Source organism: Bacillus sp. AR2-1 (assembly GCF_008368755.1).
Taxonomy (GTDB): domain Bacteria; phylum Bacillota; class Bacilli; order Bacillales; family Bacillaceae_G; genus Bacillus_A; species Bacillus_A wiedmannii.
Map to the genome: position 1 here is coordinate 436163 of NZ_QORY01000008.1, position 14389 is coordinate 450551.

At 36.0% G+C, this 14389-nt stretch carries 18 protein-coding genes; 15 read left to right on the plus strand and 3 right to left on the minus strand.

Annotation, left to right across the window (positions count from 1 at the left end):
- Positions 1 to 11: 11 nt before the first annotated feature.
- From ctaD to DT250_RS12100, 5 genes are all read left to right on the plus strand, one after another.
- A complete protein-coding gene (gene ctaD, locus DT250_RS12080; RefSeq protein WP_170956742.1) occupies positions 12 to 1847 on the plus strand; it encodes a cytochrome c oxidase subunit I in 1836 nt (611 codons plus the stop codon).
- Complete coding sequence (ctaE, locus tag DT250_RS12085; RefSeq protein ID WP_000557858.1) at positions 1847 to 2470, plus strand: cytochrome c oxidase subunit III; 624 nt, start codon at positions 1847 to 1849, stop codon at positions 2468 to 2470. Before ctaD ends, ctaE begins: the two co-directional genes overlap by 1 nt.
- A 3-nt stretch (positions 2471 to 2473) precedes the next feature.
- A complete protein-coding gene (gene ctaF, locus DT250_RS12090) occupies positions 2474 to 2806 on the plus strand; it encodes a cytochrome c oxidase subunit IVB (RefSeq protein ID WP_000985692.1) in 333 nt (110 codons plus the stop codon).
- Between the two features lie 85 nt (positions 2807 to 2891).
- Positions 2892 to 3797, plus strand: a complete 906-nt coding sequence (ctaG, locus tag DT250_RS12095) for a cytochrome c oxidase assembly factor CtaG (RefSeq protein ID WP_000069010.1) — start codon at positions 2892 to 2894, stop codon at positions 3795 to 3797.
- Positions 3798 to 4024: 227 nt separating this feature from the next.
- Entirely contained in the window at positions 4025 to 5023 is a 999-nt protein-coding gene (locus tag DT250_RS12100; RefSeq protein WP_000535797.1) for a formamidase, read from the plus strand.
- Positions 5024 to 5069: 46 nt separating this feature from the next.
- On the opposite strand, the gene DT250_RS12105 is transcribed toward DT250_RS12100, so the two are convergent.
- Positions 5070 to 5435, minus strand: a complete 366-nt coding sequence (locus DT250_RS12105; protein WP_001160938.1) for a YugN family protein — start codon at positions 5433 to 5435, stop codon at positions 5070 to 5072.
- Between the two features lie 206 nt (positions 5436 to 5641).
- On the opposite strand from DT250_RS12105, the gene DT250_RS12110 reads away from it, so the two are divergent.
- The 6 genes from DT250_RS12110 to DT250_RS12135 all read left to right on the plus strand — a co-directional run bounded on the left by DT250_RS12110 (position 5642) and on the right by DT250_RS12135 (position 9195).
- The gene (locus tag DT250_RS12110; RefSeq protein WP_000735384.1) at positions 5642 to 6676 is read left to right on the plus strand and encodes a CAP domain-containing protein; all 1035 of its coding nucleotides are present in this window, start codon (positions 5642 to 5644) and stop codon (positions 6674 to 6676) included.
- Positions 6677 to 6862: 186 nt separating this feature from the next.
- The gene (gene ylbD, locus DT250_RS12115; protein ID WP_098115132.1) at positions 6863 to 7324 is read left to right on the plus strand and encodes a YlbD family protein; all 462 of its coding nucleotides are present in this window, start codon (positions 6863 to 6865) and stop codon (positions 7322 to 7324) included.
- Positions 7325 to 7335: 11 nt separating this feature from the next.
- Complete coding sequence (locus tag DT250_RS12120) at positions 7336 to 7581, plus strand: YlbE-like family protein (protein WP_001200991.1); 246 nt, start codon at positions 7336 to 7338, stop codon at positions 7579 to 7581.
- Between the two features lie 82 nt (positions 7582 to 7663).
- Positions 7664 to 8236 carry a histidine phosphatase family protein gene (locus tag DT250_RS12125; protein WP_033657734.1) on the plus strand — a complete coding sequence of 191 codons (573 nt, stop codon included), beginning with the start codon at positions 7664 to 7666 and terminating at the stop codon, positions 8234 to 8236.
- 116 nt (positions 8237 to 8352) lie between these two features.
- Positions 8353 to 8802: a YlbF/YmcA family competence regulator gene (locus tag DT250_RS12130; protein ID WP_000634355.1), complete on the plus strand. Its 450-nt coding sequence runs from the start codon at positions 8353 to 8355 to the stop codon at positions 8800 to 8802.
- Positions 8803 to 8928: 126 nt separating this feature from the next.
- The gene (locus DT250_RS12135) at positions 8929 to 9195 is read left to right on the plus strand and encodes a YlbG family protein (protein ID WP_002080814.1); all 267 of its coding nucleotides are present in this window, start codon (positions 8929 to 8931) and stop codon (positions 9193 to 9195) included.
- A 55-nt stretch (positions 9196 to 9250) separates the two neighbouring features.
- On the opposite strand, the gene DT250_RS12140 is transcribed toward DT250_RS12135, so the two are convergent.
- The gene (locus DT250_RS12140; RefSeq protein ID WP_000616012.1) at positions 9251 to 9640 is read right to left on the minus strand and encodes a DUF7147 family protein; all 390 of its coding nucleotides are present in this window, start codon (positions 9638 to 9640) and stop codon (positions 9251 to 9253) included.
- Between the two features lie 530 nt (positions 9641 to 10170).
- Here DT250_RS12140 and rsmD point away from each other — a divergent pair.
- Both rsmD and coaD read left to right on the plus strand, forming a co-directional pair.
- Complete coding sequence (gene rsmD, locus DT250_RS12145; RefSeq protein WP_001266975.1) at positions 10171 to 10737, plus strand: 16S rRNA (guanine(966)-N(2))-methyltransferase RsmD; 567 nt, start codon at positions 10171 to 10173, stop codon at positions 10735 to 10737.
- Positions 10734 to 11225 carry a pantetheine-phosphate adenylyltransferase gene (coaD, locus tag DT250_RS12150; protein WP_000200598.1) on the plus strand — a complete coding sequence of 164 codons (492 nt, stop codon included), beginning with the start codon at positions 10734 to 10736 and terminating at the stop codon, positions 11223 to 11225. The genes rsmD and coaD overlap by 4 nt, the downstream gene beginning before the upstream one ends.
- Here coaD and ylbJ read toward each other — a convergent pair.
- A complete protein-coding gene (gene ylbJ, locus DT250_RS12155) occupies positions 11217 to 12446 on the minus strand; it encodes a sporulation integral membrane protein YlbJ (protein WP_088064314.1) in 1230 nt (409 codons plus the stop codon). The genes coaD and ylbJ overlap by 9 nt on opposite strands.
- Before the next feature lie 113 nt (positions 12447 to 12559).
- Between ylbJ and DT250_RS12160 the strand changes: the two genes are divergently transcribed.
- Entirely contained in the window at positions 12560 to 13351 is a 792-nt protein-coding gene (locus DT250_RS12160; RefSeq protein ID WP_000662602.1) for a patatin-like phospholipase family protein, read from the plus strand.
- The gene (locus tag DT250_RS12165; protein ID WP_000476311.1) at positions 13344 to 14369 is read left to right on the plus strand and encodes a SepM family pheromone-processing serine protease; all 1026 of its coding nucleotides are present in this window, start codon (positions 13344 to 13346) and stop codon (positions 14367 to 14369) included. The genes DT250_RS12160 and DT250_RS12165 overlap by 8 nt, the downstream gene beginning before the upstream one ends.
- The last annotated feature ends 20 nt before the right edge of the window (positions 14370 to 14389 follow it).

Below are 14389 nucleotides of genomic sequence, written 5' to 3' on the forward strand. Positions count from 1 at the left end.
AAAAACAGGGGATGGGTGCTGTCATATGGGATTATTTAACGACAGTAGACCATAAAAAGATTGCCATTCTCTATTTAATTGCAGGTGGATTGTTTTTTATAATAGGCGGAATAGAAGCTCTATTTATTCGCCTTCAATTAGCGATTCCTAACAACGCTTTTCTTGTTGGGGATGCTTATAATCAAGTATTAACGATGCACGGTACAACAATGATTTTCCTCGCAGCTATGCCACTCGTGTTTGCATTTATGAACGCCGCTGTACCACTTCAAATTGGTGCACGTGATGTAGCGTTCCCGTTTTTGAATTCACTCGGATTTTGGTTGTTTTTCTTTGGTGGAGTATTTTTAAATTTAAGTTGGTTTTTAGGTGGAGCACCTGATGCAGGCTGGACATCTTATGCATCTTTAGCTTTAGCCTCTAAAGGCCATGGTGTTGATTTTTATGTACTCGGCTTGCAAATCTCCGGTATTGGTACATTAATTGGAGGTATTAACTTCCTTGTAACCATTATTAATATGCGTGCGCCAGGAATGACGTATATGCGTATGCCGATGTTTACATGGACGACATTTGTAACATCTTCTCTAATATTATTCGCTTTTCCGCCGTTAACTGTAGGATTAGGACTTTTAATGTTAGATCGTTTATTTGGAACAAGTTTCTTTAATCCAGCATTGGGCGGGAATACGATTATATGGGAGCATTTATTCTGGATTTTCGGTCATCCAGAAGTATACATTCTTATACTCCCAGCTTTCGGAATATTCTCAGAAATCTTCGCGACATTTTCGAAAAAACGATTATTTGGTTATTCGTCGATGGTGTTCGCGACAGTATTAATTGGATTCTTAGGATTTATGGTATGGGCGCATCATATGTTTACTGTTGGACTTGGTCCAGTTGCAAATGCTATTTTCTCAGTTGCAACAATGGCGATTGCAGTACCGACCGGTATTAAAATATTCAACTGGCTCTTTACGATGTGGGGAGGAAGTATTCGTTTTACGACACCGATGATGTGGGCAGTAGCTTTCATTCCATCATTCGTAATGGGTGGAGTTACAGGTGTTATGCTAGCATCTGCACCAGCGGATTATCAATTTCATGATAACTATTTCGTAGTAGCTCACTTTCATTATGTAATTGTCGGCGGTGTTGTATTTGGTTTACTTGCAGGAGCTCATTATTATTGGCCACTGATGTTTAATAAAGTATTGAATGAAACGTTAGGAAAGATAACATTTTGGCTATTCTTTATCGGTTTCCATTTAACGTTCTTCATACAGCATTTCCTTGGTTTAATTGGTATGCCACGTCGTTACTACACATATCTTGAAGGCCAAGGGTTGGAAATGGGGAATATGATTAGTTCTATTGGAGCGGTATTTATGGCTCTTGGAACGATTGTTCTTCTATTCAATGTAATTAAAACGACAGTTTCAAAAGAAAAGGCTGGTCGTGATCCATGGGATGCACGTACATTAGAATGGACAATGCCAGCACCAACACCAGAATATAACTTTAAACAATTACCATTTGTTCGCGGGTTAGATCCGTTTTGGATTGAAAAACGTGAAGGGAATAAAGAGATGACAGCGGCGGAACCAATTGGTGATATTCATATGCCAAATCCATCGTTTTCACCATTTATCATTTCTTTAGGATTGTTTATAGCGGCATTCGGTGCAATGTATATGCAGGGTGGAAAAGATAAGTTTTGGTTATTAGTAGCAATTATCGGTTTAATCATTACATTTGGTACAATGTTCCTACGTTCAGTAATCGATGATCATGGATATCATATTCATAAGGAAGATTTAGAAGATAAGGGGGGCAAGGCATAATGCATGTAGATGAAAAATTAACGAATGAAACATTTCCAGCAGAGCCTGAAAAAGCAACCCTTGAGGGAAAAAATAAGTTCGTCGGTTTTTGGTTATTTCTTGGAGGCGAAACAGTATTGTTCGCTTCCTTGTTTGGCACATATTTAGCGTTAAAGAATTCTACAAATGGTGGACCAACATCTCAAGAGATGTTCCAGATGCCACTCGTTTTCATTATGACGATGCTTTTATTAACGAGTAGCTTAACGAGCGTATATGCGATGTATCATATGAAAAACTTTAACTTTAAGAAAATGCAACTTTGGCTATTAGTAACAGTGTTGCTAGGTTTAGGGTTTTTAGCATTTGAGATATATGAGTTTTATCATTATACGCATGAATTTAAGCATACTATGAGAAGTAGTGCATTTGGTTCCGCGTTTTATGCTCTTGTTGGTACACATGGTCTCCACGTATTGTTTGGATTATGTTGGATTTTAACATTAATCTTTAGAAATGCGAAGAGAGGTCTAAATTTATACAATGCACCGAAGTTTTATGTTGCATCGATTTATTGGCACTTTATTGACGTAGTTTGGGTGTTTATTTTCACTGTAGTATATTTGATGGGAATGGTGGGATAAACAATGGCGATAAAGCAAATGAATAATCCTAAAGTTGATCTTGTTTATCGGAAGAGAAAAAGTGCGGAGGAAATGAAGCATCAAGTTATTACATTTGCATTAATGATTTTTTTAACATTAGTTGCATTTGCAGCAGTCGCATATCCGAAAACTTTTAGTCCGACTTTCTCAGTACCATTTATTTTACTATTAGCAGTGGTACAAGTAATTTTTCAATTGTATTATTTTATGCATATGAGTCATAAAGGACATGAAGCGGCAAGTTTCTTTCTTTATTCTGGTCTGTTGATCGGGTTAATTACAATTTTAGCTTTTATGACAATTGTGTGGATTTGAAAAGTGAAGAATAAGGGAGCTTGTGTCGTCACAGCTCCCTCTTCATGTTATGTGAAAGGATAACCTTAAGAAGGTAGGTGTGACAATGAGTAACTTGTGGATATTTGGTTTTCAAGCTCTATGGAGTCCAATCTTTTTACTATTTATGCTTTCGATCCTTATCGGGTACTTTTTAATTATTGGGCCATATAGAATGCGATTTGAACATGCGAAAAAGGTAAGTAAGAAGCAAGTTTTTTATTTTACGACCGGGATTGTTCTTTTGTATTTTGTAAAGGGAGGGCCTATTGATTTAATCGGTCATATTATATTTAGTGCACATATGTTTGAAATGGCAGTTATGTATATTGCAGTTCCACCGTTATTGTTGCTTGGTATACCAGTTTGGTTATATCGTTATATTACTTCTTTTAAGTTCGTTCAAATTATATTGAAGATATTTGCTAAGCCACTTATTGCATTGTTTGTATTTAATGGCCTGTTTTCTTTTTATCATTTACCAGTTGTTTTTGATACAGTAAAACAAAGTCAAATTGCTCATCCTATTTGTCTCGCTATATTGTTCTTTACGGCAATCATGATGTGGTGGCCGATGCTAAATCCATTACCAGAATATCAAACGTTAAGTGATATAAAGAAACTGGGTTATATGTTTGCTAACGGTATATTATTAACGCCAGCTTGCGCGTTAATCATTTTTGCGACGGCGCCATTATTTGCAACGTATACGGATCCGGCTGCTTGGATGAAGGCGATGGAACTATGTGTACCAGCGGGAACTTTATCGGATTTAAATATAACTGGACCAGAATTTTTACACTGGATGCCAGTCGTACAAGATCAACAAACAGGTGGCATCATTATGAAAATTGTCCAGGAAATAGTGTACGGTACGATTATTGGTTATGTATTTTTTAGGTGGGCACGTAGAGAGCGTGAAAAAGATAAAGAGCAGTTGCAACAATTACCGCCATATTTACAGACTAAGTAAAAAAGTGTATGGGTTTCCATACACTTTTATAGTTTTAGTAAACTATAAAAGATTGAATTTTCAATTTATTCATGTTAAGTTAGTGTAGGCATGTACTAAAAGTGGATATAAGATTTACTACTAGCTTTAATACGTAATGATTCCATGTGTAGTGCAAGTTTTTTAGAGAGTTACAAATTTATATTGTTATCTTTAATAAACAAGAACTATTTTAAGGGGGAATTTAAATGGGTAGTAGTGGAAGTATGGTAAAGCCAATTAGTGGTTTTTTAACAGCATTAATACAATATCCAGTACCGGTAGTAGAGTCACGTGCAGACATTGATAAACAAATTAAACAGATCATAAAAACAATTCATTCAACTAAATCAGGGTATCCTGGATTGGAATTGATAGTATTTCCAGAATATAGTACACAAGGGCTTAATACAAAAAAATGGACTACAGAAGAGTTTTTATGTACAGTTCCTGGGCCAGAAACAGACTTGTTTGCTGAGGCATGTAAAGAGTCTGAGGTATATGGTGTTTTTTCTATAATGGAAAGAAACCCTGATGGTGGAGAACCGTATAATACAGCAATAATTATTGATCCACAAGGTGAAATGATTTTGAAGTATCGTAAGCTAAATCCTTGGGTGCCAGTCGAACCTTGGAAAGCTGGAGATTTAGGCTTACCTGTTTGTGATGGACCTGGAGGAAGTAAATTAGCTGTTTGTATTTGTCATGATGGTATGTTTCCTGAAGTAGCTCGTGAAGCAGCTTATAAAGGTGCAAATGTCTTGATTCGTATTTCTGGATATAGCACACAAGTTAGTGAACAATGGATGTTAACTAATCGTTCGAATGCATGGCAAAACTTAATGTATACATTGTCAGTGAACTTAGCGGGTTATGATGGGGTATTTTATTACTTTGGTGAAGGACAAGTTTGTAATTTTGATGGGACTACTTTAGTGCAGGGACACCGAAATCCTTGGGAGATTGTTACTGCCGAAGTATATCCAGAGCTAGCAGATCAGGCTAGATTAGGATGGGGTCTCGAAAATAATATATATAATTTAGGTTCAAGGGGATATGTAGCGACTCCTGGAGGGGTGAAAGAAAACCCGTATACGTTTGTAAAAGATTTAGCTGAAGGTAAATATAAGGTTCCTTGGGAAGATGAGATTAAAGTAAAGGATGGAACTATTTATGGGTATCCAGTCAAAAAGACGATTCATTCTTAAGTAAGATAAATAGAAAAAGCGCATCAATATGATGCGCTTTTTCTATTTACTCAATGATTTGGAACTCTTTTAACTCTTTTTCGATATTTTGTAGGAGTTGTTCGCTTTTTTGAAGTACATTCGTTGGGAAAGTTTCACCATCACCATATTCAACGCCGTGAGGATAATAATGTTTTCCTAATAAGGGAGGAAGTAGCTTTATTTCAGCGTGTCTGCTACCAACATCACCTTCAACAGCCAAACCTTGTACGCGCAAATAATAAATATCATTTAATATTTCAAATTTATAATCGTATGTAACTCGTTCATAATCCCACTGTCCAGCAAGTACAAAATGGTTCTTTTCCATAATCTCTGTTAATAGTGTTAAATCAACGACTGCCCCATTAAATTTCGTATTTGTAAATTGCATATAATACCTCCTCTTTTCATGTTACATCATTATTTTTATAATAGTATGAATAATAAGAAAGTGCAATTCATATTGAGAGAAAAGGTAGAATCCAGACTTTTTTTGCGAAAATATGATATAGTGAAAAGAGTACGGTACACACAAAAAAGGAAAGAAAAGGATTTGTGTATATCTCAATTTTATGTTTTGTGCAGGAGGTATATCGATTGAAGAAATTATTGCGTATCGTAATGATTACATTTTTAATTTTAGCTGTTGATTTATACGGGAAATTACTCGTTTCACAATATATATTAACCCCATCTCAATCAAAGCAAGAAAATAAAATTGTGAAAAAGAAAAAACAAGTAAATGAAGACTCTTCCGATACTGTTTTAAATATGATTGGTGGGGACTCTGAAAATTTATTAGCAAAATGGGGCGAACCATCTCGAATAGAGCCATCTGCTTACGGATATGAATGGTGGGTATATAATCAAGATTTAACTAAGTATGTTCAATTTGGAGTTGCAGAACGAAAAGTTGTAACGGCGTATGTTGCTGGTGAGCAGGTTAAGGTGCCGCCTTATTATATAAATGAAAAGTATGAAGAAGTGTATAAAAAGAATCCACTCTCGCATGAGATTTCGTTAAAAAGAGGGAAAAATAGTTATCAATTTGAGTTATCTGACACGGAAGTGATGGAACAACCATTAATACCTGTAGAAGATGGCTGGGCACAATTATATTTTGATCATTTTACACATGAGCTTGTTGGTGTTCGTTATATGGATGATGAAACGTTATTACGCCAAAGACCGTATCAGCTTGTTTATTCGGGTGAATTACTAGCTGAACAACCATTGACTCCAGATAAAATGAAACAAATAGAGAATGGGAATATGCAACAAATTTTTGATTTAACAAATATTATTCGAAGTCGCCATAAGTTACCGCTGTTAGCTTGGGATCAACAAACAGCAGAGGTGGCTATAGGGCATAGTAAAGATATGAAGGATAATAATTACTTTTCACACGATTCACCTACACTAGGTACGTTAGGAGATCGTTTACAGCGCGGGAAAGTAGGGTTTCAACTTGCTGGTGAGAACATAGCGGCGCAACATAGTGATGGAATTGCGGCGGTGCAAGGTTGGTTAAATAGTGAAGGGCATAGAAAGAATGTATTAAATGAACAATTTACAGGATTAGGTGTTGGGGTATACGATAAGTTTTATACACAAAACTTTATTCGAAAATAAAGTGAAATTTTAAGTTGTGTAGGGGAAACCTCACGTTTAAGTACTTCGTATTCACTGAAGTGTAGGTCGGAATCTTACCGTATGCAAATAGCAGGATAAAAAGGTGCATGAATCGTCTAAAAATAGGCGAACCATGTGCCTTTTTTTTCTTACTATATAGTAGATATACATGAAGAGGTGAGGATTATGCCAACAACAAAAGGACCGTTACATCCATCGGTTCAACAGTTTAAAGAGTTTGTAAACCATCACCCTAAAATGGTTCATGAGGTTAGAAGTGGTCACAAAACTTGGCAACAGTTTTATGAAGAATGGTACTTACTTGGTGAAGAAGATCCGATATGGGCAACTTTTAGGCCTGATGGAGCGCCAGCTTTTTCTTCGGTAAAAGAAAATAAACAAGAAAAAGAAAAAGAAAAAGAAAAAGAAAAAGATAATCGAACTGAAGAGGAAAAAACTGCTGATGTGATGGGACAAATGCTTTCTTTCTTTAAAAAGCTAGATGTGGAACAGATGCAACACCATTTAGCTAATGTGACGAGTGCTATTGGTAGTGTGCAACAAGTTTTTCAACAATTTCAAGGGAAGCCCGCGCGGCAAGAAGAAAGTACTTCCGAAAATAATCCATTTTTCTTTCAGAAGGATTAGGGGGAAAGCGGATGAGAGCAGAAATTATGGAGTTTATAAAGGCTGATGAGGATTTATCTCGCTATATTAGGGAGCAACCGTACTGGTATAGAAAACTAACGCGAAACCCTGAAGAAAAAGAGGCATTTGAGTTAGCGGCTATGCAGCATTTCAAAAAAACGATACCAGATAAAGTTGAGAAATTTCAAAACCAATTGGCAGTTGCCTCCATTATGATCGATATGTTTCAGTATATGAAGCAGCAAAATACAACATAATTGGAAGGGAAAACTATGTCCGTCATGCAGAACTTTTGATACAATAGAAGCGGATTATTTAAAAAGGAGTTGCAGCATGAGCATGACGGAAATTTGTTTAGTACGACATGGACAAACTGATTGGAATTTTCAAGAGATTATTCAGGGACGTGAAGATATTCCACTTAATGAAGTGGGAAAGAAGCAAGCAAGTCAAAGTGCAGTTGCTTTGCAAGCGGAAGCATGGGATGTAATTATAAGTAGCCCATTAATTAGAGCGCACGAAACAGCTAAGGAAATTGCAGGGGCTGCAGGATTGCAATCGATTTTATTAGATGAGCGATTTGTTGAACGTAATTTTGGTGAAGCTTCTGGGAAGCCGGTTGCGACTGTTAGGGAGCTAATTGCAGAAGGTAAAGTAGAAGGTATGGAGCAAGATGAAGAGATTGTAACCCGTTGCTTTGCTGCTATAAAAGATGTTGCAGAAACCCATTCTGGCAAACGTATTATCATTGTAGCTCATTCACATGCGATAAAAGCAATTTTACATGCAATTGCACCGGAAGATATTTCGTTTAAGACACCATTAAAAAATGCATGTATTAGTTATGTGAAAGAAAATAGTGGGAAATGGGATGTTCTGAAATATAATATTGCGGAACATATTAATGTATAAGTATGTGCTGGGATTATACGGAAAATAGTTAGAGTGATATCTTTCTGTTTAGTGAGACACTTCAATTAGTAGTTCTATTCTAAATGTGGTATGATGAATACTCGGAGGTGTCTCTCATGATTGTAGCGACGCTGGAAAGCGTATTGATATTAGATAAGGCAGAGCAGCTTGCAAAAGCGATTATCTGTTCAGATATAGCAGAAGACTATCGTAAGTGTTATAAAGAATTGCATGAAGATATGGAAGTTCAGACGTTAATTCAGCAATTTACAGCGATGAAAGAACGATATGAAGAAGTGCAACGTTTCGGTAAATACCATCCTGATTATACTTTCGTTTCGACGAAAATGAGGGAGTTAAAGCGTTCTGTAGACTTACATGATAAGGTTGCAGCTTTTAAACGAGTAGAAACAGCTTTGCAAAAGTTGTTAGATGAAGTTAGTGTAGCAATCGGTTCTGAGGTGTCTTCTTCCATCAAAGTTCCAACAGGAAATCCATTTTTTGATGCTGGTGGCTGTGGTGGCGGTTGTGGTACCGGCGGAGGTTGTGGCTGTAAAACGGGGTAAATTACCCCGTTTTTTAGAAGATAGAAGAAAACGTATACAGAGTTTGTCCTGTAATGTCATAAATTTCTGATTGGTTTTCATAAAATATAAAATATATGTTTTTAAAAGGAGAAGATGGAGAAGATTATGTTCGGGCAACGACAAAGTATGATTGTTTATTTACATTCATTGAAACATGCCAAGATTTTAAGGAAATATGGTAACATACATTACATATCAAAACGCTTAAAATACGCAGTAGTATATTGTGATATGGAACAAATTGAGCATATGATGCAAAAGTTGAACAAACTTCCTTTTGTGAAGAAGATAGAACAGTCGTACCGCCCGTATTTAAAAACGGAATTTGAAAATTCACGTCCTGATCGGGCAAAAGAATACGATTATAGTTAATAGAAAAAATCCCCTGCTAATTTTAGTAGGGGATTTTTTTACTTGAAATAACACTTTATTTCATTGGAGGAATGAAATTATTCATTCGTAAAATACCAATTAAATGATTGAAAAACAGTTCTTTTTCTGGGAAAGTTGTGGATGGTTTTACCGTAAAGGTAGTCACTTTTCTTCCTAGTTGTTCTGCCGTTTCTTCAAATAAAATGACGCGTTTACTTTTTTTATTTTCAAGTACAGGAATGCCTTCACGACATATGTATAATGGTTGGAAATCACCAGTAGTAGTTGGTTTTAATATTACAACAAGTGAGCACACTTTTTTTTCATTTTTAATCGTTTCAAATTGTAACATATGTGTTATACGTTCTTGATTTGCTTTGGCAATTTCAAGTAATTCATATAAATCAGAGTAGCCTTCTCCGAGTTCTATAAAGCGTTGAATCATATTTTTTCCTCCTCTTTCTTTTACTTACTGTACCATCTCACTTTTTAAATGAAAAGTAGACAAAGAAAAAAAACCCTGCAAAGCAGGGCCCTTCTTATACTAGCATGTACTAGTAAGAAGGCAAAGGGAGAGGAGAAACCGGAGGAAGAACTTATGGGGAAACGTAAGTCTTCTCCGCGGTTGGCAACAACATCGAAGGTGATGTTGTTATAATTATTTATGTCCAATCTAAATGAAGATATACATCATGAAATTAAATTTTATGTTTGGCTTTTTATTTTTCTTTTTTTTATTTTATGATAGGATAAAAAAGATAAAGTGAAACGAATATACATATTGGGTTCGTGTTAGCGCATGGTGAGATGAATACATAAAAATGCAGAGCGGTTATTTTAAGCCAAAGTTCTCCTATTGTTCGTTGAGAAATGAATGGAAAATTTCATGGAATAGTATAGTTTGGTAGCGGTTACCGAATGGAGAAAGGTTTTCTATAATTGCTCGATAGATTGAAATAAAGGTAGTGACAACAGATGAGAGTAGTTTCAGGAAAATGTAAAGGGCATCCACTAAAAGCGGTGCCAGGTAATACAACACGTCCAACGACAGATAAAGTAAAAGAATCAATCTTTAATATGATAGGTCCTTATTTTGATGGTGGTATCGCTCTTGATTTATTTGGCGGTAGTGGTGGTCTTGGAATCGAGGCTATAAGTAGAGGGATTGATAAAGCAATTTTTGTTGATCGAGATAATAAAGCGATAAAAGTAATCCATCAAAATTTAGAAAGTTGTCGAATACAGGAACAAGCTGAAGTATATCGAAATGATGCAGAACGTGCGGTAAAGGCTCTTATAAAACGTGAAATATCATTCGATCTTATATTAATTGATCCTCCATATAAAGATCAAAAAATTGTATCTTTAATTAGTGTGATGGATCAACATGGATTGCTACATAGAGATGGATTAATTATGTCAGAGCATGGTAATGATGTGGTTTTACCTGATTCTATAGGGAGTCTTGTAAAAGTAAGAGCTGAAAATTATGGGATTACAGCAATATCGATTTATAAGTATGAAGGTGAGGGGACGGAATGACTAGTATAGCTATTTCTTCGGGAAGTTTTGATCCAATTACCCTTGGGCATCTGGATATTATTAAAAGGGGAGCAAAAGTATTTGATGAGGTATACGTAGTAGTTTTAAACAACTCGTCAAAAAAACCGTTCTTTTCAGTTGAAGAGCGCTTAGATTTAATTCGAGAAGCAACAAAGGATATCCCGAATGTAAAAGTAGATTCACATAGTGGACTACTAGTGGAGTATGCGAAAATGCGTAATGCAAACGCGATTTTGCGTGGGTTACGAGCGGTTTCTGATTTTGAATATGAGATGCAAATTACTTCTATGAATCGAAAATTAGATGAAAATATTGAAACCTTTTTTATTATGACAAATAACCAATATTCATTTTTAAGCTCGAGCATTGTAAAAGAAGTTGCGAGATATGGAGGAAGCGTAGTAGATCTTGTACCTCCTGTTGTAGAACGTGCTTTAAAAGAAAAGTTTCAAACCCCGTTAAAGTGAACGGGGTTTTTCTTTGTTGCTACGAAAAAATAATAAGATAACATATACATATAAACAAAATAAAGTAAAGATCGGTCCATAGTGTACAAAAGATGTCCAAATTTCTTGCAGTATAGAAGAATGATTCGATAAAAATACGGGGATATCTTTTTGCATAGGTGAAAAAGAGCTTACTTTTTCATAAAATGGTTTCCAAAATATAAAAGTAAAAATAGGAGCCAGAATACTTTGGATAATTCGTGCGAAAAAATAGGGCTTAAATCGGATGTCTGTTTCAGCTAATATGCTAGCAACTTGTGCCTGAATAGAAAGGCCGCTAAACGCTAAAATAAAGCTTGTTACCATAGCTTGCTGCAGGAGGGGTGTTTCATTTATTTGACTAATCATTTGGCTACCGAGTGTCATTTCAAAAATGCCTGATAAGATTGGAATACTAAATTCTGTAGTTAGTTGGAAGAATGATAAAATATGTTGCATAATAAAAGAAAGTGCTGCTGTAATATGAAATACAGTAATCATTTTATTTAAAACAGAGAATAAAATAATAAATCCACCAATCATAAGTAACGTTTGAATAGAAGAAACGATAGCGTCCCCAAGTAATTTTCCTAATGGTCTTTTTTCTTGCATGCGCGTCTCGTGTAGGACTGAAAAAGGGTTTTGAAAAGGACGTTTTTTAGTAGGATGTTGATCCTTCGTGGAAATATTGTTATTGCCGTAAAAACGCATCAATAACCCGACGGCAAAGTTACTTAAATAATGTGCAGCAGCTAATACGATTCCTAATTTCGGATTATTGAAAAAACCGATAGAAACAGCTCCAAAAATAAAAAGTGGATTAGATGAGTTTGTAAAAGATACGAGGCGTTCTGCTTCGATTTGTGTTAGCTGATTACTTTTACGTAGTCTAGCGCTTAATTTGGCGCCAGCAGGGAATCCAGAAGCCATTCCCATTGCCCAAACAAATCCGCCTATCCCTGGAACGCGAAAAAGTGGTCGCATGAGTGGTTCTAATATAACACCTATAAATTTTACAACACCAATACTAATTAGAAGTTCCGCAATGATGAAAAACGGTAAAAGTGAAGGGAATACAACTTCCCACCATATATTTAACCCTCGAATGGAAGCTTGCAAAGCAGCTTGGGGGTGAAGTACAAGAGAAAAGGTTAAAAATAGTGTTGATAGGGTAAGAAAAGCCGTTTTCCATTTTTCATACATGTAAGTAAATCCCCCTTTGTCCCAAAAAACGTTCATTTCAGTATACGTGGATACGTAGTGCATTTAGACCATAAGTATGAAAAAGGAATGAAAAAAATTAAAGGGTGAGAAAAATGAAAGAACCGAAAATTGGTTTAGCTCTTGGATCTGGGGGCGCAAAAGGGTTTGCGCATATTGGTGTTATAAAAGTTTTAAGAGAAAATGGTATACCGATTCATATGATTGCAGGAAGTAGTATGGGGGCTTTAGTAGGTACGTTTTATGCAGCTAGCTCAAACGTTGAAAGGTTGTATAAACTGGCAAATGTTTTTAAGAGGAAATATTATTTAGATTTTACAGTTCCGAAAATGGGATTTATTGCTGGAAAACGTGTCAAAGATATGATTAAAATGTTTACATATAATAAAAATTTAGAAGAGTTAGATATCCCGACGGCTGTTGTGGCTACTGACATCTTGAAGGGGGAAAAAGTAGTTTTTACAAGTGGTCCTGTTGCAGAGGCTGTGAGAGCTAGCATATCTGTACCTGGAGTGTTTGTACCAGAAAAGATAGATGGACGATTATTGGTGGATGGCGGAGTGATTGATCGCATTCCAGTATCGGTTGTGAAAGAGTTAGGTGCCGATATTGTTATTGCTGTTGATGTATCGCCGATTAAAGTGAATGGAGAGGTTACGTCTATTTATGATGTAATTATGCAGAGTATTGAAATTATGCAACATGAGCTGGTGATGAATCGACAAATTGCATCGGATTTAATGATGCGACCAGCTGTAGAACAATTTAGTTCACGTGCTTTTACAAACATTGAAGACATTATTCGAGTTGGAGAAGTAGAGGCGGAAAAACATGTTGCAAATATTTATTTATTAATTGAGCAGTGGAAGGAGAAACATAATGTTTAAGCGTTTTCGGTTTATATATGCAATTTTAATAGGGGTTATATTGGCGATGTTACTTGTTTACGTACGTTTACCGTATTATGTAACAAAACCAGGAATGGCGGCCAAATTAGAGCCTTACGTTCAAGTTGAGGGTGGAACGAAAGAATCCGGTGATTTTATGCTTGTTACGGTTTCAATGGGACCAGCAAATGTGGTGAATTTAATAGCGGCACAGTTTAATAAATATACACATATTTCGAAAGCGGAAGAAATATTGCAAAAAGGTGAGAGTGATGAAGAATATCAATTTCGCCAAAATTATGCGATGAAAGATTCGCAAAATGCAGCAATCTATAATGCGTATAAACGTGCAAACCGTACTGTTTCTTTTGAAAATAAAGGTGTATTGGTTGCAGGAGTAGCGAAAGGGATGCCGTCAGAAGGAAAGCTTAAGCTTGGAGATGTCATCATAGCTGTCGACGGAAAAACATTTGAAAAGACGGAGCAATTTATTGAATATATGACAGGGAAAAAAGAAGGGGAAGCAGTAAATATTGAGTACAAGAGAAATGGAAAACAGTTAAAAGAAAATTTAAATGTAAAGACCATTCCGAATGGAAATGGGCGTGTTGGTATAGGGGTTTCTATCGTTACTGAAAGAGAATTAATGGTAGATCCGAAAGTGAAAATTGATTCTCATGAAATAGGCGGACCATCGGCAGGCCTAATGTTTACATTAGAAATATATAATCAACTTGTGGAAGATGATTTAACAAGAGGGCATGAAATAGCTGGAACAGGGACGATAAATGAAAAGGGAGAAATTGGTCCGATTGGTGGTATTCAGCAAAAAGTGGTTGCTGCAAGTGATGCTGGTGCTGAAGTGTTCTTTGCGCCAAATGAAAAAGGTGCGGAGAAATCGAATTATAAAGATGCGCTTGAGGCTGCGAAAGATATTAAAACAAAAATGAAAGTTGTACCAGTTGATACGCTGGATGATGCATTGCTGTATTTGGAAAAAATGGGCGAGAAAAAATAAACCTCTCTGAAAAAGAGAGG

What these genes read in the sequence shown, in the direction of transcription:
- ctaD (WP_170956742.1), top strand. Translation starts at nt 12, where the DNA reads ATGGGTGCTGTCATATGGGATTATTTAACGACAGTAGACCATAAAAAG.
- ctaE (WP_000557858.1), top strand. Translation starts at nt 1,847, where the DNA reads ATGCATGTAGATGAAAAATTAACGAATGAAACATTTCCAGCAGAGCCT.
- ctaF (WP_000985692.1), top strand. Translation starts at nt 2,474, where the DNA reads ATGGCGATAAAGCAAATGAATAATCCTAAAGTTGATCTTGTTTATCGG.
- ctaG (WP_000069010.1), top strand. Translation starts at nt 2,892, where the DNA reads ATGAGTAACTTGTGGATATTTGGTTTTCAAGCTCTATGGAGTCCAATC.
- DT250_RS12100 (WP_000535797.1), top strand. Translation starts at nt 4,025, where the DNA reads ATGGGTAGTAGTGGAAGTATGGTAAAGCCAATTAGTGGTTTTTTAACA.
- DT250_RS12105 (WP_001160938.1), bottom strand. Translation starts at nt 5,435, where the DNA reads ATGCAATTTACAAATACGAAATTTAATGGGGCAGTCGTTGATTTAACA.
- ylbD (WP_098115132.1), top strand. Translation starts at nt 6,863, where the DNA reads ATGCCAACAACAAAAGGACCGTTACATCCATCGGTTCAACAGTTTAAA.
- DT250_RS12120 (WP_001200991.1), top strand. Translation starts at nt 7,336, where the DNA reads ATGAGAGCAGAAATTATGGAGTTTATAAAGGCTGATGAGGATTTATCT.
- DT250_RS12125 (WP_033657734.1), top strand. Translation starts at nt 7,664, where the DNA reads ATGACGGAAATTTGTTTAGTACGACATGGACAAACTGATTGGAATTTT.
- DT250_RS12130 (WP_000634355.1), top strand. Translation starts at nt 8,353, where the DNA reads ATGATTGTAGCGACGCTGGAAAGCGTATTGATATTAGATAAGGCAGAG.
- DT250_RS12135 (WP_002080814.1), top strand. Translation starts at nt 8,929, where the DNA reads ATGTTCGGGCAACGACAAAGTATGATTGTTTATTTACATTCATTGAAA.
- DT250_RS12140 (WP_000616012.1), bottom strand. Translation starts at nt 9,640, where the DNA reads ATGATTCAACGCTTTATAGAACTCGGAGAAGGCTACTCTGATTTATAT.
- rsmD (WP_001266975.1), top strand. Translation starts at nt 10,171, where the DNA reads ATGAGAGTAGTTTCAGGAAAATGTAAAGGGCATCCACTAAAAGCGGTG.
- coaD (WP_000200598.1), top strand. Translation starts at nt 10,734, where the DNA reads ATGACTAGTATAGCTATTTCTTCGGGAAGTTTTGATCCAATTACCCTT.
- ylbJ (WP_088064314.1), bottom strand. Translation starts at nt 12,446, where the DNA reads ATGTATGAAAAATGGAAAACGGCTTTTCTTACCCTATCAACACTATTT.
- DT250_RS12160 (WP_000662602.1), top strand. Translation starts at nt 12,560, where the DNA reads ATGAAAGAACCGAAAATTGGTTTAGCTCTTGGATCTGGGGGCGCAAAA.
- DT250_RS12165 (WP_000476311.1), top strand. Translation starts at nt 13,344, where the DNA reads ATGTTTAAGCGTTTTCGGTTTATATATGCAATTTTAATAGGGGTTATA.